Here is a 20,920-nt window from a genome sequence, read left to right as displayed (position 1 = left end):
AATTAATCGAGCTTGAATTTATGCTCTGCCAGCGCATACAGCCGGCGCCACAGGAAACGGTTGATCAGCACCACGAACAGCGACATCACCACGATGCTGAAATAAATGGCAGGCTTGTCGCCTTTCTCGGTGACCTGCGCGATATATGCGCCCAGGCCATCGGCCACCAGTTTGTTGTTGCCCCACGACGCAACCTCGGCCACGATGCTGGCATTCCATGCGCCGCCGGTGGCGGTGACGGCGCCGGTCACCCAGAACGGAAAAATGGCCGGAATGATCACAGTCTTCCACAGGCGCCATTTGCGCAAGCCGAAGATCTGCGCCGCCTCGCGCAGGTCGGTAGGAATCGCCATGGCGCCGGCGATGACATTAAACAGGATATACCACTGGGTGCCCAATGCCATCAGCAGGATGCTGCCGACGTTGATGGGGATATTCGCCGTGATGAAAAACACCACGATGAAGGGAAAAGTCATGTTGACCGGAAACGAGGCGGCAATCTGCGCCAACGGCTGGGCGATGCGCGCAACCCGCGGCCGCAAGCCGATCCAGACCCCGATCGGAGTCCAGATCAGGGTGGCGACGATCATCATCGCCAGCACCCGCAAGAAGGTCAGGACGGCCAGCCAGACCACGTGCAGCATCGCGGCGCCGGTCATCTCGGTCTTGATCTCGCGGGCGACGCCGAAGGCGTCGATCACCAGCCAGGCGATGCCGGCGGCGATTGCCAGCCAGAGCGCCACGCGCAAGCCCTGTTTGAAGAGTGTCGGCGCATTGCGCGTCACGCTTTCCGTGACATCGCTGGCAACCGAGGACAGGCGCTGGCTGACACGCCCGACGACGCGCCCGATGCGCTGGAACAACCAGCCGATCACGTTGGAACGCTGCAGCAGATCCAGCATCCAGGATTGCGGGCTGTCTTTCGCCTCGGTGTTTTCCAGCTTGAATTTCTCGGCCCAGGCCACCAGCGGCCGCCACACCAGCTGATCGATCAAGAGAATGGTGAAGATCATGGCGCCGATCGCGTACAGCGCGGCGCGGGTATTGCCGGCCTCGACCGCCGCCGCCATGTACGAGCCCAGCCCTGGCAGCTTGATGTTCTTGTTCAGCACCGTGATCGCTTCGCTTTGCGCGACGAAAAACCAGCCGCCGCCGAAGCTCATCATCGAGTTCCACATCAGGCCGATGGCCGATGTCGGCAGTTCCAGCGTGGTAAAGCGCTGCCAGCGGTTGAGGCGGAAGATGGACGCGGCCTCCGACAGCTCGGCCGGAATCGTCACCAGCGAATGGTAAAAGCCGAAAGTCATGTTCCAGGCTTGCGCCGTGAACACCGCAAAGATGCTGGCGCATTCGACGCCCAGCAGGCTGCCCGGGAACAGGGCCAGGAAGCCCGTCACCGTGATGGACAGGAAACCCAGCACCGGCACCGATTGCAGGATATCAAGGATCGGCAGCATGACCTTGCGCGCGCGCGGACTCTTGGCTGCGATGTAGCCCCAGATAAAGGTGAACAGCAGGGAGGCGCCGAAGGCGATGAACATCCGCAACACGGTGCGCGCGGTGTAATACGGAATCATCCCGACTTCCAGCGACAGCGGCGGCGGGTGCAGTTCGTCGAAATGCACGCGCATGTCGCCGCTGAGCGAGAACACCAGCCAGAACAGCAGCAGCATCGCCAGCACAACCAGGATGTCGACCCAGCCGAAGCGCCAGCCAGTCCGCAGCTGGGGCGCCGTGATATCGGGATATGCGCGTTTGGGCATTTTTATGTCTTATTCAGGCCAGCTGGTAAAGGCGCGGTGGGCGGCGGCAGCGTCGCTGCACGAGACCAGTCGTTCGCGGAAGCGCCGATCCTGGAACATTTCGGCGACTTCTGCCAGCAGTTTCAGATGCTGGTCGGTGGCGTGTTCGGGGATCAGGATGACGATGATGTCCGATACCGGCCGGGCGTCAGGCGCGTCGAAGGGAATCGGCGTGCATGGCCGCATATACGCCAGCACGGCCTGCGCCAGGCCGCGGATGCGCGCGTGCGGCACCGCGACGCCGGCGCCCAGCCCGGTCGAACCCAGCGCCTCGCGCTCCGTCAGCGCATTCAGCGCCTGGTTGCCGGACAGGCCATGGCGGCCGCGGAAGAGTTGCTCGGCCGCCTCGAAAACCTGTTCTTTGTGCGATACATCCAGATCAAGCAGGATATGCTCGGCAGCCAGCAGTTCACCAATACTGTTCATCAATCTGTCTATCGCGGTTCGAAGTTCAATGGAGGGCGTTGTTTCTGCCGGCAGGCAACAGGATATCCGTCTTGTCCGGCTGCAACAACGTTTTTGAAGCGAGAGAACGATTTTTGCCGCGCACTATGCATCAGCCATGCAAGGTGCTTGAATTAAGTTCGTGGATATTTTTGATGACTAAACCTGGGAGAGGGAACGGCAGCTGGCGTATAATGTTTTTTATGCAATATTTTATTGGCTTGAAGCAAAAAGAATCCAGTCTTTACGGTCAGCCTTTATTATTTTTGCTGCGATGACGATTGACCATCGCCGCGATGGCATTTTTCAGCGCTTCATTGGCGGCCGACGGCGCCAGATCTTCCATCAGTGAAGCGAATGCCAACACCGCGTTGGATGAAAGCAGGGCTTGCTTGGGCGGCGGTGCTTTGACGACGTTTTGGCTTACTTGCACTTTGATTCGGATTGCATTAATCTGCCAATTTCCTGATTGCAACTGGTTTTGCAGGCGCGGCAGTTGTTGCTTCAGTTTAGTTGCAAGAGCGGCATTAGGCGCTGACAAGACGAGTTGTCCTGCTTCACATTGCAGCACTTCGCAAGCACTGAACATGGGTGGCAATTCGGCGGCGCATTGCTTTTGCAAGGCCGCCATGCGTGTGACAGCGGGCAGTAGCGCCGCCATCCTGTCATTTCCCCGTAAAAAATCCGTGGCGTCCCTGGATGTTTTGGTTTGTGGCCTGGAGCTGATTGCCGATGGCCGGTATGAAGAAGGTGAGAGTCTACGCATGATGGTGAAACATTATCACACCTGTGATCCCGCCGGCGCATCACGGGAGCCGCAATGCAGGTAATTCTGTTGCACCCGCGCTTTAATCGCGCAAAATCCATCACGTTGGGCGCCAAGCACCTGGCATTGATGGTCGCCGCCTTCCTGTTCTCGGTATTGCTGGCGACTGCCTTGCTGTATTTCCTCACGATCCATTATTCTCTCAGCTTGCCCTTTGCCGGCAAGGCCGCGGTCAGCGCTGCGGCCGGCGGTGTGCCGGACAAGGACAAGTATCTGAAAGAAAACCTGGCGGCGATGGCGATCAAGCTGGGTGAAATGCAGGCGCAGCTGATGCGTCTCGACGCCCTGGGCGAGCGGGTGCAGGGACTGGCCGGCGTCAAGCCGGAAGAATTCAACTTCAAGGAGGCGCCGGGACGCGGCGGCGCCGAATCCAGCAGCCTGAGCGGCCGCGCTTCCCATGACATGAGCATGAGCGAGTTCCAGCAGGCGCTGGACGCCATGTCGCGCGATGTCGGCTATCGCGCCGACTACATGAACGTGGTCGAAACCGTGCTGATGAGCGACCGTATCAAGTCCAAGCTGCTGCCGACCAACCAGCCGGTCAATGTCGCCTATAACTCATCGAGTTTCGGCTGGCGCCTCGATCCCTTCACTGGCCGCAGCGCCTTCCATGAAGGACTGGACTTCCCGGCGACCGTTGGCACCGCGATCGTGGCGGCAGCGGGCGGCGTGGTCATCGACGCCGAATATCACCCGCAGTACGGCAATATGCTCGATATCGACCACGGCAACGACATCATTACCCGCTATGCGCACGCCTCGCGCCTGCTGGTCAAGGTGGGCGATATCGTGCAGCGCGGCCAGCATATTGCCGATATCGGCACCACCGGGCGTTCCACCGGACCGCATCTGCATTTCGAGGTAAGAATCAAGGGCGTGGCCCAGGATCCGCGCAAATTCCTGAATGCCGGCACCGATTTGGCCAAGATGGCGACATTGGCAAGAAAGTAACAGCTGTTGTTGTATTGACGTCGTACTGAAGTAATGCAATGTAAGCAAGATGCGCAGAAGATTAGGCGCAGGCCGTGCGAATGCGGCACAATTTGCGCAACTTGCTATTGTTTCCTGGCGCATAACCCCAATGTGTCGGGGACTGCATGATAAAATTCTCCGATTATTTAGCCACAGCCCGGATTCGTGCTCACGTGTTCATTCACAAGATGTCACGGAATGTCGCCGGCGCTCTTTTTTAGAATCCAAGCATGTCATTACTGACCCAGATTTTCGGTAGCCGCAACCAGCGCCTGCTCAAACAATATAAAAAAGTCGTCCGACAAATCAACGCACTCGAACCGGCATTCGAAAAGCTGTCCGATGCCGAGCTGCAGGCCAAGACGCCTGAGCTGAAGCAACGCATAGCCGATGGCGCCAAGCTCGATGACCTGTTGCCAGAAGCTTTCGCGGTGTGCCGCGAAGCCGGCAAGCGCGTCTTGAAAATGCGCCATTTCGATGTCCAGCTGATCGGCGGCATGGTTTTGCATTATGGCAAGATTGCCGAAATGGGCACCGGCGAAGGCAAGACGCTGATGGCGACCCTGCCGGCCTACCTGAATGCGCTGTCCGGCAAGGGCGTGCACGTGGTGACCGTCAACGATTACCTGGCGCAGCGCGATGCCGAATGGATGGGGCGCCTGTACGGCTGGCTCGGCCTGACCACCGGCGTCAACCTGTCTTCGGTCGAGCACGACGCCAAGCAAGTCGCTTATAGCGCGGACATCACCTACGGCACCAACAACGAATTCGGTTTCGATTACCTGCGCGACAACATGGTGTACGACGCCGCCGACCGCGTCCAGCGCACCTTGAACTTCGCCATCGTCGATGAAGTCGACTCGATCCTGATCGACGAAGCGCGTACCCCGCTGATCATTTCCGGCCAGGCTGAAAACCATACCGACCTGTACTACAAGATCAACGAAGTGCCGCCGCTGCTGACCCTGCAGATCGGCGAAGAAACGCCGGACGGCAAGGGCAAGATTGAATTGCCTGGCGACTACACCAAGGACGAGAAGGCGCACCAGGTCTTGCTGACCGAAGCCGGCCATGAAAAGGCTGAGCAGATCCTGACCAGCATGGGCCTGCTGGCGGAAGGCGCTTCGCTGTACGACGCCGCCAACATCAGCCTGATCCACCATCTGTACGCCGCGCTGCGCGCGCATTCGCTGTACTTCAAAGACCAGCACTACGTGGTGCAGGGCGGCGAAATCGTCATCGTCGACGAATTCACCGGCCGCATGATGACCGGCCGCCGCTGGTCGGATGGCTTGCACCAGGCGGTGGAAGCCAAGGAAGGCGTCAAGATCCAGAACGAGAACCAGACCCTGGCCTCGATCACATTCCAGAACTATTTCCGCATGTACGGCAAGCTGGCCGGCATGACCGGCACCGCCGATACCGAAGCGTACGAATTCCAGGAAATCTACGGCCTGGAAACCGTGGTGATCCCGCAAAATCGCCCGAACCAGCGTAAAGACCGCCAGGACCAGGTCTACAAGACGTCGCAGGAAAAATACAATGCGATGCTCAAGGATATCCAGGATTGCTACGAGCGCGGACAGCCGGTGCTGGTCGGCACCACCTCGATCGAAAACTCGGAACTGCTGGCCGAGATCCTGAGCAAAGCCAAGCTGCCGCACAATGTGCTGAACGCCAAGCAGCATGCGCGCGAAGCGGAAATCATTGCCCAGGCAGGCCGTCCCAAGGCGATCACGATCGCGACCAATATGGCCGGCCGCGGTACCGACATCGTGCTGGGCGGGAATGTCGAGAAGCAGATCCAGTTCATCGAAGCTGACGAAGCGCTGAGCGAAACAGAAAAGCAGCTGCGTTCCGACAAGCTGCGCGACGAGTGGCAATCGCTGCATGACCACGTGGTGCATGCCGGCGGCTTGCACATCATCGGTACCGAGCGTCACGAATCGCGCCGGGTGGATAACCAGTTGCGCGGCCGCGCCGCACGCCAGGGCGATCCGGGTTCTTCGCGTTTCTACCTGTCGCTGGACGACGCCTTGCTGCGTATCTTCGCCGGCGACCGCGTGCGCGCCATCATGGACCGCCTGAAAATGCCGGAAGGCGAGCCGATTGAAGCCGGCATCGTGTCGCGCTCGATCGAATCGGCACAGCGCAAGGTGGAAGCGCGCAACTTCGATATCCGCAAGCAATTGCTGGAATACGATGACGTCGCCAACGACCAGCGCAAGGTGATCTATCAGCAGCGAAATGAATTGCTGGAATCGCAAGGCGTTTCCGAGACCGTGGCCTCGCTGCGCGAAGGCGTGCTGGACGAGACTTTCCGCACCCACGTGCCGGCGGAGTCGCTGGAAGAGCAATGGGATATTCCAGCGCTGGAAGCGACCCTGGCCAACGAACTGCATCTGGAAGTGCCGCTGGGCGAAATGCTGAAGTCGGAACCGAACCTGACCGATGAAGAATTGCTGGAACGCGTGCTGAAGACTGCCGAAACCAGTTATGCCGCCAAGACCGAGATCGTCGGCAAGGAGTCGTTCGCCGGCTTCGAACGCAGCGTCATGCTGCAGAGCGTCGACAGCCATTGGCGCGAGCATCTGGCGGCGCTGGACCATCTGCGCCAGGGCATCCACCTGCGCGGCTACGCACAGAAGAACCCGAAGCAGGAATACAAGCGCGAAGCGTTTGAACTGTTCGGCCAGATGCTGGACCTGATCAAGAATGAAGTGGTCAAGGTAGTGATGACGGTGCGCATCGAAAACCGCGAAGAAATCGCCGCGGTGGAAGAAGAGCTGGCGCAGTCGCATGTGGAAAACGTCCATTACCAGCATGCCGACTTCGATCCGACGGCAGCGCCGGAAGCACTGCTGGCGCCGACCGCCCATCACGATGAGTCGCAGCAGCAGGTCAATGAAGTGCCTAAGGTCGGCCGCAATGATCCTTGCCCTTGCGGCAGCGGCAAGAAGTACAAGCAGTGCCATGGGCAACTGATGTAAGCGGTGGTGACCGGCGAGTGCGGCCGGCCAGCGTGATCGGCTGTAGTTGAAGCAGTGCAGGGCGGAGAAATCTCCGCCCTTTGCTTTTGTTGCGGTTGATTGCACACGGCTTGGCCTTACACCTTAAAATAGCCGTCTGGCAGTGCAGCCGACTGCTGCCGGCGTCATTCAGCGATGCTGGATCACTGTAGTTATCAACGTTAATGTTTATATTTAGTTAAGGATTCCCATGGCTGTCAATTCCCCTGTTCCAGTTGCTGCTGACCTGCTGCCCGTTGCCGGCATCGAGCTTGGCCATGCCGAAGCCGGCGTGCGCAAGGCGAACCGCAAGGATCTGCTGGTGATGAAACTGGCGCCCAGCGCCACCGTGGCCGGGGTGTTCACGCAAAACCGCTTTTGCGCCGCACCGGTACAAGTCAGCAAGGCGCACCTGGCGGCGGCGGAGATTTCCGGCGAGCCTATCCGCGCGCTGCTGATCAATACCGGCAACGCCAACGCCGGCACCGGCGAAGCCGGCCTGGCCGCTGCCAATGCGACTTGCGATGCGCTGGCGGAATTGCTGGGCTGCCACGCGGCGCAGATCTTGCCGTTTTCTACCGGCGTGATTCTGGAGCCGCTGCCGGTCGAGCGCATCATTGCCGGCTTGCCGCTGGCGCTCGGCAACCTGCAAGGCGATAACTGGTTCAATGCCGCAGAATCGATCATGACCACCGACACGCAGCCGAAAGCGGCCTCGCGCAGCATGGTTATCGCCGGTAAAACGGTCAATTTTTCCGGCATCAGCAAGGGCGCCGGCATGATCAAGCCGAACATGGCGACCATGCTGGGTTTCCTGGCAATCGATGCGAAAGTGGCGCAGCCGGTGCTGGAAAAGATGGTGCGGCAGGCGGCCGACCGCTCCTTCAATTGCATCACCATCGACGGCGATACCTCCACCAACGATTCCTTCATGCTGATCGCCACCGGCGCCGGCGAACTGGAAGTTACCAGCGTCGACAGCCCGGAATACGCGGAGCTGGCCGCTGCCGTCACCGATATTTCGCAGCATCTGGCGCAGATGATCATCCGCGACGGCGAGGGCGCGACCAAGTTCATCACGGTGACGGTAGAGCAAGGGCAGAACGTCGCCGAATGCCGCAAGATCGCTTACTCGATCGCCCATTCGCCATTGGTGAAGACGGCATTCTTTGCCTCAGATCCTAACCTGGGCCGCATCCTGGCGGCGATAGGCTACGCCGGCGTCGACGACCTGGATGTCAGCAAGCTCGACCTGTATCTGGATGATGTGCTGGTGGCCAAGAATGGCGGCCGCAATCCTGAATACCAGGAAGCGGATGGCCAGCGCGTGATGAAGCAAAGCGAAATCACGGTGCGGGTGCAGCTGGCGCGTGGCGACGCCGACGCGACCGTCTGGACTTGCGATCTGTCGCACGACTATGTCTCGATCAATGCGGACTACCGTTCCTGATATGCCGTAACAGGATTGCAGCCGGACCGACTCCGGCTGCCGTCCGGCTGGTCCTGTGCAGCCAGTGCGACGAATAATATTCATCTACTATCATTGTGCTTTACGCCAGAATGGTGGCCAGCCAGCGATCATCCGGTCGCCTGCATTCCTGATTTCTTGAGCCATGACCCAATTAGACCAGTTCCTACTCCGTGCCGAGGCCTTGCTGGGCCGTCTTGAATCGATTTTGCCAAAGGCTGATGCTGCGCCCGACTGGAACGCAGCGACAGCCTTCCGATGGCGCCATCGCGGCGGTGCGGCAGCCGGATATTTGCAGCCGGTGGGCCACATCTCGGATATCGCCCTGGCTGATTTGCACAATATCGAAGTGCAAAAGCAGCAGATCGACCAGAACACTCGCCAGTTCGTCGACGGCAGGCCGGCCAATAACGTGCTGCTGACCGGCGCCCGCGGCACCGGCAAGTCATCCTTGATCAAAGCTTGTTTGAACCAGTACGCACCCCAGGGTTTGCGCCTGATCGAGGTGGACAAGGACGATCTGGCGGCACTGCCCGATATCGTCGACCTGGTGGCGGCGCGTCCCGAGCGTTTCATCATATTCTGCGACGACCTTTCGTTTGAAGAAGGCGAGAGCGGCTACAAGGCGCTCAAGGTGGCGCTGGACGGCAGCATCGCTGCGCAGTCGGACAACGTCTTGATCTATGCCACCTCGAATCGCCGTCACTTGCTGCCGGAACGGATGTCTGACAACGCCACTTACAAGACGACTGAAGACGGCGATCTGCATCCGGGCGAAACCGTTGAGGAAAAAATTTCACTTTCGGAGCGCTTTGGCCTGTGGGTATCGTTTTATCCATTCAAGCAAGACGACTACCTGGACATTGTCAGCCATTGGCTTGGTCATTTCGGCTGCAATGCCGAGCAGATCGCCGAAGCGCGTGCCGATGCCTTGCGCTGGGCCTTGCAGCGCGCCTCGCGTTCCGGCCGGGTGGCCTGGCAGTTCGCGCGTGATTATGCCGGCCGCATGAACAGCAACGATTAAGCAGGATTTTGATGACGACAGAACAAGTATTGCCGGTCAACGTCGCCGTTGGCATTTTGATGAAACCGAATGGCGACGTGCTGCTTGGCCAGCGGCCTGAGGGCAAGCCGATGGCTGGTTATTGGGAATTTCCTGGTGGCAAGGTCGAGCCGGGAGAGTCGATTTTCGATGCGCTCAGGCGCGAACTGCTGGAAGAGCTGGGGATAGAGATCCACGCCGCCGAGCCATGGTGCGGCATCGAGCATCAATACGCTCATGCCCATGTCCGCCTGCACTTCTACATCAGCCGCGACTGGAGCGGCGAACCGCAAAGCCTGGAAGGCCAAGCCTTTTCCTGGCAGGGCAGCGTCGGCGTCGAGCCTTTGCTGCCGGCCGCCATTCCCTTGATTGAGTGGCTGGATGAATTGCGGCGGGAAATGCCAGCTTAAATCTCTATTTGTGCTGAAGTTGCGATAAATTACTGCTTCAGCTTATTATCATCGTCAATCTCGTCGGGCGGATTGACTGCCGGAATGGCATATTTTTCTTCAGCCCAGGCACCCAGGTCAATCTGCTTGCAGCGTTCCGAACAAAACGGCCGGAATTTATTCGCCGCAATCCATTCAACTTTTGTGCCGCAGGTCGGGCAATCGACGGTAGTAGTCATACAAATCTGTTCAAAAAACAATTAAAAGTTGCACAAAGTCAGCTCAAACGGCACATCGCCTTCGTAAGCTCTGGGCTTGAGGTCGCCGCCTTGCGAAGTGAAGCGCACCCACAGCATGTATTTGTTGGCGGAAATTTCGGGAATGGCCTGCAATTGCTCATCGATGATCAGGCGCAGCATCTGGTAAGACTTGCCTTGCAGCATTTGCTGATAACTGCCGTTTTGTGCGTCTATTTTTACCGAACTTCCGGTTTCCCGCAGCAATCGCAGGACGATGCTGATCGCGTCGAACAACGGGGCCAGCGGGCCGAACCAGCTGATGATGTCGGCAAAACGCTGCTCGGCAGGGTGTTGCTGCCAGGCGTAATAGGAGGGCAGGTCGAATTCGCAGGCGCCGCCTGGAATGATGGTGCGGCCGCGAATGCTCATCAGCCACTCGTTATCGCGGATATGCTGGCCGGTCTTGCCCTGGGTCGCCATCAGGGCGGTGCTGATGCGGTCGATTTCTTGCAGGATGGCATCCAGCATGTCAGGCGCTACATTCGGATTCGATTTGAAGCCGAGCAGGGTTTGTCTTTGTCGTTCCAGTTCTTGCAGCAGATCCGATTTCAAGTCGGCGCGTCCGGCGACCTCCAGCATTTCAAAAATGGTGGACAGCGCGATATGGTGCTGCAGCGGACTTTCCTGATGCACGAAGAAGCCGAATCTTTCATGCAGGTCTTCCAGCCGCAACAAGGTGCGAATGCGCTCGTTGAAAGGATATTCGTAGACGATCAAAGTGACATCCCTTAAAAATTTGAGCCAGATAAGACATGATTCTGAACGATGCGAACCGAAATTACAAATGCCCGTCTACTTTTAACGGTACCAATGGGTTCGCCCGGCAAGCACGTATGGCTTTATACCATTTATAACGATCGGCCAAATGCCTCATATAGGGCGTGCAGGCGCTCCACCTGCGGCAATAGCGCCGCCCGCTCACCGTCATTGACGATCACGTCGTCTGCGGCCTGCAAGCGCTGCTGCCTGGTCGCTTGCGTCGCCATGATGGCGCGTACCTGCGGTTCAGTCAGTGCACTACGCTGCATGACGCGCTGCAGCTGGACCTGCTCGTCGCAGTCCACCACCAGTATGCGCCCAACCCGCTGTTTCCAGTTGCCGGATTCAACTAATAGCGGTACGGCGAAAATCAGATACGAACCTGCCGCGCGCTCGCCGGCATTGACTGTCTCGGCGCGGATCAAGGGATGCAGTATCGCTTCCAGCTGTTGCTTTGCCGTCGGGTCTGAGAATACGTGGGCGCGCATCAGTTCCCTGTCCATGGCGCCGCTGGCGTCGATGAAGGCATCGCCGAAGCGGGCTCTGATCGCTTCGATGGCGATGCCGCCAGGGTTCGTCAGTTGACGGGCGATGACATCGGTGTCGATGACCGCCGCGCCACGTTCCGCGAACATGTCGGCAACCGTGCTTTTGCCGCTGCCGATGCCGCCGGTCAGGCCGACGCTGAATCTCGGCTTGGCCGGTGCAGGCTGGACGGGATTGCTGGCATCGTGCGGCTTCATGCAGTGTTAGGCAGCGAAATTGAAATAAGTTTCCATGATGGTGCGGCCGTAGAGCAGCGCCAGCAAGCCGGCCGCTGCCAGGTAGGGACCGAATGGGATGGGAATGTCGCGTCCGCGACGAGCAACGATGATCAGGACGATGCCGACCACGGCGCCGACTAGCGACGAAAACAGGATGATAATGGGGAGCATTTTCCAGCCCAGCCAGGCGCCCAGCGCCGCCAACAGCTTGAAATCGCCGTAGCCCATGCCTTCCTTGCCGGTCAGCAGTTTGAATGCCCAGTAGATCAGCCACAGGCTCAAGTAACCGGCAGCGGCGCCTATCACCGCGTCGCTGAGCGGCACAAACAGGCCGGACAGGTTCAGCAGCAAGCCCAGCCACAGCAAGGGCAGGGTCAGGTCGTCAGGCAGCAGCTGGGTATCGGCATCGATGAAGGTCATGGCGATCAGCAGGTAGGCAAAGACCAGCGTCGCCAGACCTGCCCAGCCGCTGCCGAAATGCCAGATCAGCAGCGCCGACAGGGCGCCGGTAAACGCTTCCACGATAGGATAACGCGCTGAAATTGGCGTTTTGCAGGAGGCGCATTTGCCGCGCAACGCCAGATAGCTCAGCACCGGGACGTTTTCCAGCGCGCCGATCTGGTGCTTGCATTGCGGGCAGGCCGAACGCGGCACCACCAGGTTGTAGCGCTCGGTATGCGGCAGCGGCTGGCCGCTTTCGTGGGCGACGTAGTTATCCGAGTCACGTTGCATCATGATCGGCAGCCGGTGAATCACGACATTCAGGAAGCTGCCGATCAGCAGGCCAAAGATGGCAGCGATGACGGTGGGAAGCAGGCTTCCCGCCGCCAGGAAGAAAATACCGTCCTGCATCAGACCACTGAGCCCAGTTTGAAGATAGGCAGGTACATGGCGACTACCAGGCCGCCGATCAGGACGCCTAAGATCACCATGATCAGGGGTTCCATCAGGCTGGACAGAGAAGCTACTGCATCATCCACTTCCGCTTCATAGAAGTCAGCCACTTTGCCCAGCATCTGGTCCAGGGAGCCGGATTCCTCGCCGATCGAAACCATCTGTGTCACCATGTTCGGGAACACGTTGGCGTTTTCCATTGCAGTCGTCAGACTGGTGCCTGTACTTACTTCACTTTGGATTTTCTTGGTCGCATCCAGATATACGGCATTCCCCGATGCGCCGCCGACCGAGTCGAGTGATTCGACCAAAGGCACACCCGCAGCAAACATAGTCGCCAACGTGCGAGTCCAGCGCGCAATCGTGGCTTTGCGTATGACATCACCGAAGATCGGTGCTTTCAGCAATAGTTGATCCATGAAGCGCTGTACCTTGATCGAACGTCTCCAGGATTGGAAAAACAGGTATAAACCGGCAAAGATGGTCGGGAAAATAATGTACCAGTTACCCACCATGAAATCCGAGATTGCCATGACGAAGAGAGTCGGCGCCGGCAGATCAGCCCCGAAACTCGAGAATACCTGTTTGAACGCCGGTACCACCCAGATCATGATGACCGCGGTCACGACAAACGCCACCGCCAGAATTGAAATGGGATAAAACAATGCCGATTTGATCTTGCCTTTAATGGCGAGGGTTTTTTCTTTGTAGATTGCCAGTCGTTCCAGCAAGTCTTCCAGAATACCGGCTTGCTCGCCGGCCCCGACCAGATTGCAGAACAGCGGGTCGAAATACAGCGGGAACTTGCGGAAGGCTTGGCTCAAGCTCGTGCCTGTTTCGACGTCGCCGCGAATATCATTCACCAGTTTCGAGACTGATGGATTGGCATGGCCCTTGGCCACGATATCGAAGGACTGCAGCAGCGGTACGCCTGCCTTCATCATGGTGGCCAACTGGCGCGTAAACAAGGAAATATCCTTGTCTGAGATTTTTTTCCCGCTGCGGAAGGTTTTCTTTTTGACTTTCGTAACCAGGATCCCCTGCCGACGCATGGTGACGTTGACTACCGTCTCGCTGCCGGCGCGCAGTTCGCCACGCACTACCTTGCCTTTTTTATCCTTGCCTTCCCAAAGATAAACCAATTCCTTGACCTGACGTGAGCTTGCCGCAGTTGCCATGAACTATTCCCCTAATTAGATATTGGTGCAACCGAGCACTTCTTCGAGGCTGGTCAACCCTTGTTTAACCTTCATCAGTCCCGATTGGCGTAAAGTCTTGACGCCCTCGCGCTTGGCTTGTGCTTCGATTTCCAGCGCCGTGCCATGGGCCAGAATAATGCGTTCTATTTCTTCCGTGATCGGCATGATCTGATAGATGCCGACCCGGCCCTTGTAGCCGGTGCCGTTGCAGCGTTCGCAGCCGACTGCCTTGTACGGCAGCCAGCTGCCGTCCATGTCGTCCTCGGTGAAGCCGGCTTCAGCCAGGGCCTCATCCTGTATCGTGATCGGCTGCTTGCAGCTGCACAGGCGACGCGCCAGCCGCTGCGCTGTGATCAGGATCACTGAGGATGCGATATTGAATGCCGGCACGCCCATGTTCATCAGGCGCGTCAGCGTCGACGGCGCATCGTTGGTGTGCAAGGTGGAAAACACCATATGCCCGGTTTGCGCCGCCTTGATCGAGATGTCTGCGGTTTCCAGGTCGCGGATTTCACCGACCATGATGATGTCGGGATCCTGCCGCAGGAAGGCTTTCAGCGCGACAGGGAAAGTCAGTCCGGCGCGGTCGTTGATGTTGACCTGGTTCACGCCGGGCAAATTGATTTCGGCCGGATCTTCAGCGGTGGAAATATTGATGCCGGGCTGGTTCAGGATATTCAGGCAGGTGTAGAGCGACACTGTTTTACCGGAACCTGTCGGACCGGTCACCAGCACCATGCCGTAGGGGCGCTGGATAGCGTCCATCAGGATCGCCTTCTGATCCGGATCGTAGCCCAGCGCGTCAATCCCCATCTGCGCCTGGCTTGGGTCCAGGATACGCATGACGATCTTTTCGCCGAACAGGGTAGGCAGGGTGCTGACCCGGAAATCGATCGCGCGTGTCTTGGAAACCACCAGCCGCATGCGGCCGTCCTGCGGCACCCGTTTTTCGGAAATATCCAGCTTCGAGATCACCTTGATGCGGGATGCCAGCTTTTCCTTGATCGACAGCGGTGGCTGCGCCATGTCGCGCAGCACGCCGTCGACCCGGAAACGGATCCGGTAGAATTTTTCGAACGGTTCGAAGTGCAAGTCGGATGCGCCCTGGTTGATCGCATCGGTCAGGATTTTTTGCAGGAAGCGCACCACCGGCGCGTCGTCAATATCGGCGGTGGCATCGGCAACCGATGCCGTATCCTCTTCGACGAAATTGATTTCCTGTTCGTCGCCGACCATTTCGCTCAGGCTCTGCTCGGTGGATTTGACCAGCTTCTGGATCTGCTTCACCAGCACCGGATGCTCGACGATGATCGGTTCGACCATCAGTTCAGTCTGGAACTTGATCTGGTCCAGCGCCTGGATGTTGGTCGGGTCGGACAGCGCCACGTAAATCTTGTTGCCGCGCTTCGCCAGCGGCAGCACGGAGTGGCTTTCCATCAGCTTGGCGTCGATGGCTTTTTCCGGCAGCGTGCTGAGATTGAGTACGCTCAGGTCCAGCTGCGGATAACCAAATGTCTCGGCGCAAAACAGCGCCAGCGCGCGCGCATCGAGATGGCCGCTATCCAGCAAGGCCGCGATGAACGGCGTTTGGTCGCCGCTGGCCTTCTTGTGCAAGGCTTCCATCTGCGCCGTCGACAGGCGGCCGGCTTGCAGCAATGCGCGGGCAAGTCCCGAGATCGGACCGGTGGTACTAGCGTTCGGAAATACTGCAGCCATAGGGGGATCAATATCAAAAGATGTGCGGAACCATTACAACCGGCCAATGATGCCCTACGAGAAACTCACTTGTAAAGGTTTTGTGAATAAATGTGTCGAAAAAATTGCCGCATGGCAGTTTTCTATCGTTCTTGTAGTGTATTCGGCCGCATCAGTTTAGCAACCTTGATCGCCTGGTTTTGCACCTGCACGATTTCTATGATGCATCCGGCAATTTTCAGGCTGACATTATTGTCTGGAATATCTTGCAACCATTCCAGCAGCAAGCCGTTCAGCGTCTTGGGACCGTCCAGCGGGAAATTCAGGCCGAGGCGCTTGTTGATGTCGCGCAAGGTTGTTGCGCCTTCCAGCAAACATTGGCCCTGAGCGTTCCAGGCGAAGCTGTCGGCGCGGGCGGCGCCCGGTTTCGACGTGGTGAATTCGCCAATCATTTCTTCAATGATGTCTTCCAGCGTGACCAGCCCCTGCACTTCGCCGTACTCGTCGACGATGATGCCGAGCCGCTCGTGATTTTCCTGGAAGTATTGCAGCTGCGTGAAAACGTCGGTGTCTTCCGGAATGAAATACGGCGTGCTGAGCAGCTGGCGGAAATGATCAACGGTCAGCTCGGCTTCCTGGTTGAGCAATGCCATAGCCTTGCGCACGTGCAAAATGCCGACGATCTGGTTGATTTCGCCTTCGTACACCGGCAATTTATTGTGATAGCAGGTCGTCAGCTGATGCTTGATGTCGTCCACCGAAGCCGCCAGATCCAGCGCTTCGACTTGCGCCCGCGGCGTCATGACGTCTTCCACTGAAATTTTTTCAAGATCGAACAAATTCAGCAAAATGCTTTTGTGCTTTTGCGGCATGAAATTGCCGCCTTCCAGCACGATCGAGCGCAGCTCTTCCGGCGAGACGCGCTGTTCCTGGGCGTGCTTGCCGGTTTTGATGTGCAGTACTTTAAGGATGCCCGAGACGAACAGATTGACGAACCAGACCAAGGGCTTGGCCAGCGCCATCAGCGGTTTGAGGATGAAGCTGGTCGGCAGCGCAATCCGTTCCGGATAGGTCGCGCCAATCACCTTCGGGGTGATTTCGGCAAACACGATCAGCAGGAAAGCGACGCCGGCAGTGGCAATCGTGATCACATTCTGGTGGTTGCCGAATGTCGTAATGGCAATCGCCGTCACCAGCGCGGTGGCGAGAGCATTGACCAGGGTATTGACGATCAGGATCAGCGACAGCAGCTTATCGGTGCGTTCCAATAGCCATAGGGTGGTGGCGGCGGACTTGCTGCCGCGCTTCGCCAGATGGCGCAGGCGATGCTTGTTGGCGGCAATCAAGGCAGTTTCCGCCATGGCGAAAAATGCTGAGAGGAAGATGAGTACGACTAGTGCAAGAATCTGCACCCAAATGGGCACGGCATCCAAAGGGTCACCGTAAAGAAAAGGTTAATAAACCAAGTGTTATATGGTCGGGGTGAGAGGATTCGAACCTCCGGCCTCTACGTCCCGAACGTAGCGCTCTACCAGGCTAAGCTACACCCCGATTTAGCCGTTCAATGATTTGAACAGGTTTTTTGGGCTGCCTGTCCGTACGGTGGCGGTGCGGCAGTCCCCTTGCAAATTTCTTAGTGATTGCGCTCAGTGATTGCGATCTACTGCGAATACGGATAATTGTAGCAAAGAATCTTTGAACTGACTATTTGGCAAGCCTGTAATTGCTGCCGCGGCGCGTTGTGCTGCTTTTTCGGCTTCCTGCCGGGTGTAGTCAAGGGCGCCTGAAGTGGTGATGGCCGCCAGGATTTCATCGAAATGCTGTTCGTCGCCATTCTCGATGCAGCTGCGCACCAGTTCTCTTTGTTCCGGCGTGCCGTGGCTCATCAGGTAAATCAGGGGCAGGGTCGGCTTGCCTTCGCGCAGGTCATCGCCGACGTTCTTGCCGATATCGCTGGCGTTGCCGGAATAGTCCAGCACGTCGTCGATCAGCTGGAAAGCGGTGCCCAGCGAACGGCCGTATTCGCCTGCCGCCTCAATTGCAGCCTCAGTCGCTGCGTCATCGGCGCCGGCAATCAGCACGCCCAGCTGGGCGGCCGCCTCGAACAGCTTGGCGGTCTTGGAGCGGATCACCTGCAGATAGTTTTCTTCGGAGACGTCCGGATTGTGCATGTTCAGCAACTGCAGCACCTCGCCTTCGGCGATGACGTTGGTGGCGTCGGCGACGATCTGCATCACGCGCGCGTTATCCACCGCAACCATCATCTGAAAGGCGCGCGAATACAGGAAATCGCCCACCAGCACCGAGGCGGCGTTGCCGAACAAGGCATTGGCGGTCTGCCGGCCGCGCCGCAGGGACGACTCGTCCACCACGTCATCATGCAGCAGGGTGGCCGTGTGGATGAATTCGATCACCGCCGCCAGTTCGTGATGCTTGTCGCCGGCATAACCGCAAGCGCGCGCCATCAGCAAGACCAGCACCGGGCGCAGGCGCTTGCCGCCGGCGCTGATGATGTACTCGGCAATCTGATTCACCAAGGGCACTTCCGAGTGCAATTGACGGCGAATCACCGCATTGACCGCGTCCATATCGGCCGCGATCGGGGACATCATGAATTGTGAGGATGAGGTGTTGGGAGCGGCTGACAAAATAAAACCTGTTGGAAATCGATTGTGCCGTGATTATACGATGACAAGGGGCCCGGCATTAGGTCCAGACTGATTTTGTCGGCGTGGCCTGGATTCAGCCAGCGCCAGTGAACCGGCGCCGGCTGATGGAGTTGCCTAACTGTTATCCCTTCAGCTTGGCGAAAGCCGCAGCCATGGCGTTGTTGGCCGGGGCCGGGGCAGTTTGCCGTTGCTGATGCTGGGACAGGCGCTTGGCGTCGTTGCGGTCGGCCCGCTGCTCCGGCTTGGCGCCGGCTACCGGCGCACTGTCGCTGAGGCGCATGGTGAGCGCGATGCGCTTGCGCTTTTCATCGACTTCCAGCACCTTGACCTTGACTACCTGGCCGGCCTTGACCACGCTGTGCGGATCCTTGACGAAAGTATTGGAGAGCGCAGAAATATGCACCAGGCCGTCCTGATGCACGCCGATGTCGACAAAGGCGCCGAACGCCGCCACATTGGTGACCACGCCTTCCAGGATCATGTCGGGCCGCAGGTCGCGGATTTCTTCGACGCCGTCCTTGAAGGTGGCGGTGGTGAATTCCGGACGCGGGTCGCGGCCCGGTTTTTCCAGTTCCTTGAGGATGTCGGCGATGGTCGGCACGCCGAATTTTTCATCGGCATACTTGGCAGGATTGAGCGAGGTCAGCAGCCTGCTGTCGCCGATGACGCCCTTGACGTCCTTCCTGATGTCAGCCAGGATTTTTTCCACCAGCGGGTAGGATTCCGGGTGCACCGCCGAGCCATCCAGCGGATTGTCGCTGTTCATGACGCGCAGGAAGCCGGCGGCTTGTTCAAAGGTTTTTTCACCCAGCCGCGGCACCTCGCGCAACGCCGCGCGCGAAGTAAACATGCCCTTCATGTCGCGATAGGTGACGATGCTTTGCGCGACGCTGGCATTGAGACCGGAGACGCGCGCCAACAATGGCGCCGAGGCGGTGTTGACGTCGACGCCGACCGCATTCACGCAGTCCTCTACCACCGCATCGAGCGAGCGCGCCAGCTGCGTCTGGCCGACGTCGTGCTGGTACTGGCCGACGCCGATCGATTTCGGATCGATCTTGACCAGCTCCGCCAGCGGATCCTGCAGGCGGCGCGCAATCGATACCGCACCGCGCAGCGAGACGTCCATGTCCGGCAGCTCGCGCGAAGCGAATTCGGATGCCGAGTAAACCGAGGCGCCGGCTTCCGACACCACGATCTTGGTCAGTTTCAGTTCCGGCCGCAGCTTGATCAGGTCCTGCGCCAGCTTGTCGGTTTCGCGCGAAGCGGTACCGTTGCCGATAGAGATCAGCGAGACCTGGTGCTGCTCCGCCAGCTGCGCCAAGGTATGCAGCGAACCGTCCCAGTCGTTGCGCGGCTGGTGCGGATAAATCGCAGTGGTGGCGACCACCTTGCCGGTGGCGTCGATCACCGCCACCTTGACGCCGGTGCGCAGGCCCGGATCCAGGCCCATGGTGGCGCGCGGGCCGGCCGGCGCCGCCAGCAGCAAGGCTTTCAGGTTGAGGGCGAAGACATTGATCGCTTCGACTTCGGCCTTTTCGCGCAACTTGGTCATCAGCTCGGTTTCCAGGTGCATGAAGACCTTGACGCGCCAGCTCCAGCGCACCGTGTCGCTGAGCCATTTATCGGCGCTGCGGCCCTTGTTGCTGATGCCGAAACGGGCAGCGATGCGGCCTTCGCACGGATTGTGCGGCGCATCCCACTTTGGCTTTTCCTCTTCGGTATCGAGGCGCAGCACCACGTTGAGGATTTCTTCGCGGCGACCGCGGAACAAGGCCAGCGCGCGATGCGATGGAATGGTGCCGATGGTTTCCGAGTAATCGAAGTAGTCGGCGAATTTTTCACCGGCATCCTGTTTGCCTTCCACTACTTTGGATTCGACCACGCCATGCTCGGTCAGGTATTCGCGCAGCGCCTGCAGCAGCGTTGCATCTTCGGAAAAACGCTCCATCAGGATTTGCCGCGCGCCATCCAGCGCGGCCTTGGCGTCGGCAACGCCGGGGTTGTCGCCGTTGTCAGTGCTGAAGGCCGGCTTGATATATTTCTCGGCTTCCTGTTCCGGATTCAGTTCCGGATCGGCCAGCAGCGCATCGGCCAGCACAGTCAGGCCTGCTTCCGCGGCGATCTGCGCCTTGGTGCGGCGCTTGAGTTTGTACGGCAGGTAGAGATCTTCCAGCCGGGTCTTGTCTTCCGCCAGGGTGATTGCCTGCAGCAGCACCGGCGTCATCTTGCCCTGTTCTTCGATCGAAGCCAGGATGGCGCCGCGGCGCGCTTCCAGTTCACGCAGGTAACGCAGGCGTTCTTCCAGCAGCCGCAGCTGGATATCGTCGAGGCCGCCGGTGGCTTCCTTGCGGTAGCGGGCGATAAAAGGCACGGTCGCGCCTTCGTCCAGCAGGGCGACGGCAGCGGCGACTTGCGCCGGTTTGGCGGCAAGTTCAAGGGCGAGGCGTTGTTCGATCGAAGGCAGCATGAGAATTAGTTCTTAAGAATGAAAATCAAGCGTTGGATCATACGCAATCCAGATAATTTCGCTAGTCTTGACAGTCCGAAAAGTAAGCGGCCCGGAATTCCTGCTCGCCCGAAGGCTTCGGAATTGCTTGCCATGCCGCCACAATATATTTCTCGATGGTATTATTTGTGCCGTCAGGCCTTAGGGTTTATCTAGTCTGATTAATATTATTTCTGTCATC

Annotated in this window: 17 protein-coding genes and 1 tRNA gene; 5 read left to right on the top strand and 13 right to left on the bottom strand. The window is 58.6% G+C overall.

The window, feature by feature from the left end; all coding sequences use genetic code 11:
• Positions 1 to 2 precede the first annotated feature (2 nt).
• The 3 genes from KHU30_RS24110 to KHU30_RS24100 form a co-directional block, all read right to left on the bottom strand.
• Positions 3 to 1,763 carry an ABC transporter permease gene (locus KHU30_RS24110; RefSeq protein ID WP_211445140.1) on the bottom strand — a complete coding sequence of 587 codons (1,761 nt, stop codon included), beginning with the start codon at positions 1,761 to 1,763 and terminating at the stop codon, positions 3 to 5.
• Between the two features lie 9 nt (positions 1,764 to 1,772).
• Positions 1,773 to 2,228, bottom strand: a complete 456-nt coding sequence (locus tag KHU30_RS24105) for a PTS sugar transporter subunit IIA (protein ID WP_211445139.1) — start codon at positions 2,226 to 2,228, stop codon at positions 1,773 to 1,775.
• A 268-nt stretch (positions 2,229 to 2,496) separates the two neighbouring features.
• Positions 2,497 to 2,907: a DciA family protein gene (locus tag KHU30_RS24100; RefSeq protein WP_230411411.1), complete on the bottom strand. Its 411-nt coding sequence runs from the start codon at positions 2,905 to 2,907 to the stop codon at positions 2,497 to 2,499.
• Positions 2,908 to 3,066: 159 nt separating this feature from the next.
• On the opposite strand from KHU30_RS24100, the gene KHU30_RS24095 reads away from it, so the two are divergent.
• The 5 genes from KHU30_RS24095 (at position 3,067) to KHU30_RS24075 (ending at position 9,972) form a co-directional block, all read left to right on the top strand.
• Entirely contained in the window at positions 3,067 to 4,023 is a 957-nt protein-coding gene (locus tag KHU30_RS24095; RefSeq protein WP_211445137.1) for a M23 family metallopeptidase, read from the top strand.
• A 251-nt stretch (positions 4,024 to 4,274) separates the two neighbouring features.
• Positions 4,275 to 7,034 carry a preprotein translocase subunit SecA gene (gene secA / locus KHU30_RS24090; protein WP_211445136.1) on the top strand — a complete coding sequence of 920 codons (2,760 nt, stop codon included), beginning with the start codon at positions 4,275 to 4,277 and terminating at the stop codon, positions 7,032 to 7,034.
• Positions 7,035 to 7,263: 229 nt separating this feature from the next.
• The gene (argJ, locus tag KHU30_RS24085; RefSeq protein ID WP_211445135.1) at positions 7,264 to 8,502 is read left to right on the top strand and encodes a bifunctional glutamate N-acetyltransferase/amino-acid acetyltransferase ArgJ; all 1,239 of its coding nucleotides are present in this window, start codon (positions 7,264 to 7,266) and stop codon (positions 8,500 to 8,502) included.
• 163 nt (positions 8,503 to 8,665) lie between these two features.
• A complete protein-coding gene (locus tag KHU30_RS24080) occupies positions 8,666 to 9,544 on the top strand; it encodes an ATP-binding protein (protein ID WP_211445134.1) in 879 nt (292 codons plus the stop codon).
• An 11-nt stretch (positions 9,545 to 9,555) separates the two neighbouring features.
• Positions 9,556 to 9,972, top strand: a complete 417-nt coding sequence (locus tag KHU30_RS24075) for an NUDIX domain-containing protein (RefSeq protein WP_211445133.1) — start codon at positions 9,556 to 9,558, stop codon at positions 9,970 to 9,972.
• 29 nt (positions 9,973 to 10,001) lie between these two features.
• Here the strand turns inward: KHU30_RS24075 and yacG are convergent, their stop codons facing one another.
• The 10 genes from yacG to KHU30_RS24025 all read right to left on the bottom strand — a co-directional run bounded on the left by yacG (position 10,002) and on the right by KHU30_RS24025 (position 20,700).
• Positions 10,002 to 10,190 (bottom strand): DNA gyrase inhibitor YacG, encoded by a 189-nt coding sequence (gene yacG / locus KHU30_RS24070; protein WP_211445132.1) that lies wholly within the window; start codon positions 10,188 to 10,190, stop codon positions 10,002 to 10,004.
• Positions 10,191 to 10,211: 21 nt separating this feature from the next.
• On the bottom strand, positions 10,212 to 10,967 hold the full coding sequence (zapD, locus tag KHU30_RS24065; RefSeq protein WP_211445131.1) for a cell division protein ZapD: 756 nt from the start codon (positions 10,965 to 10,967) through the stop codon (positions 10,212 to 10,214).
• 131 nt (positions 10,968 to 11,098) lie between these two features.
• Positions 11,099 to 11,752, bottom strand: coding sequence for a dephospho-CoA kinase (coaE, locus tag KHU30_RS24060; protein ID WP_211445130.1), 654 nt, complete (start codon positions 11,750 to 11,752; stop codon positions 11,099 to 11,101).
• Between the two features lie 6 nt (positions 11,753 to 11,758).
• The gene (locus KHU30_RS24055) at positions 11,759 to 12,625 is read right to left on the bottom strand and encodes a prepilin peptidase (protein WP_211445129.1); all 867 of its coding nucleotides are present in this window, start codon (positions 12,623 to 12,625) and stop codon (positions 11,759 to 11,761) included.
• Positions 12,625 to 13,845 (bottom strand): type II secretion system F family protein, encoded by a 1,221-nt coding sequence (locus KHU30_RS24050; RefSeq protein ID WP_211445128.1) that lies wholly within the window; start codon positions 13,843 to 13,845, stop codon positions 12,625 to 12,627. The genes KHU30_RS24055 and KHU30_RS24050 overlap by 1 nt, the downstream gene beginning before the upstream one ends.
• Before the next feature lie 15 nt (positions 13,846 to 13,860).
• Positions 13,861 to 15,582, bottom strand: coding sequence for a type IV-A pilus assembly ATPase PilB (pilB, locus tag KHU30_RS24045; RefSeq protein WP_211445127.1), 1,722 nt, complete (start codon positions 15,580 to 15,582; stop codon positions 13,861 to 13,863).
• 122 nt (positions 15,583 to 15,704) lie between these two features.
• The gene (locus tag KHU30_RS24040) at positions 15,705 to 16,994 is read right to left on the bottom strand and encodes an HlyC/CorC family transporter (protein WP_211445126.1); all 1,290 of its coding nucleotides are present in this window, start codon (positions 16,992 to 16,994) and stop codon (positions 15,705 to 15,707) included.
• A gap of 41 nt (positions 16,995 to 17,035) precedes the next feature.
• Positions 17,036 to 17,112: transfer RNA gene (locus KHU30_RS24035), tRNA-Pro, on the bottom strand.
• A gap of 95 nt (positions 17,113 to 17,207) precedes the next feature.
• The gene (gene ispB / locus KHU30_RS24030) at positions 17,208 to 18,170 is read right to left on the bottom strand and encodes an octaprenyl diphosphate synthase (protein WP_230411424.1); all 963 of its coding nucleotides are present in this window, start codon (positions 18,168 to 18,170) and stop codon (positions 17,208 to 17,210) included.
• A 181-nt stretch (positions 18,171 to 18,351) separates the two neighbouring features.
• On the bottom strand, positions 18,352 to 20,700 hold the full coding sequence (locus tag KHU30_RS24025) for a Tex family protein (RefSeq protein WP_211445125.1): 2,349 nt from the start codon (positions 20,698 to 20,700) through the stop codon (positions 18,352 to 18,354).
• Positions 20,701 to 20,920 lie beyond the last annotated feature (220 nt).

This window comes from Collimonas humicola, assembly GCF_018304945.1.
Taxonomy (GTDB): Bacteria; Pseudomonadota; Gammaproteobacteria; order Burkholderiales; family Burkholderiaceae_D; genus Collimonas; species Collimonas humicola.
The sequence above is the reverse complement of the archived record's forward strand: the minus strand, read 5'-3'. Positions and strand labels throughout refer to the sequence as shown.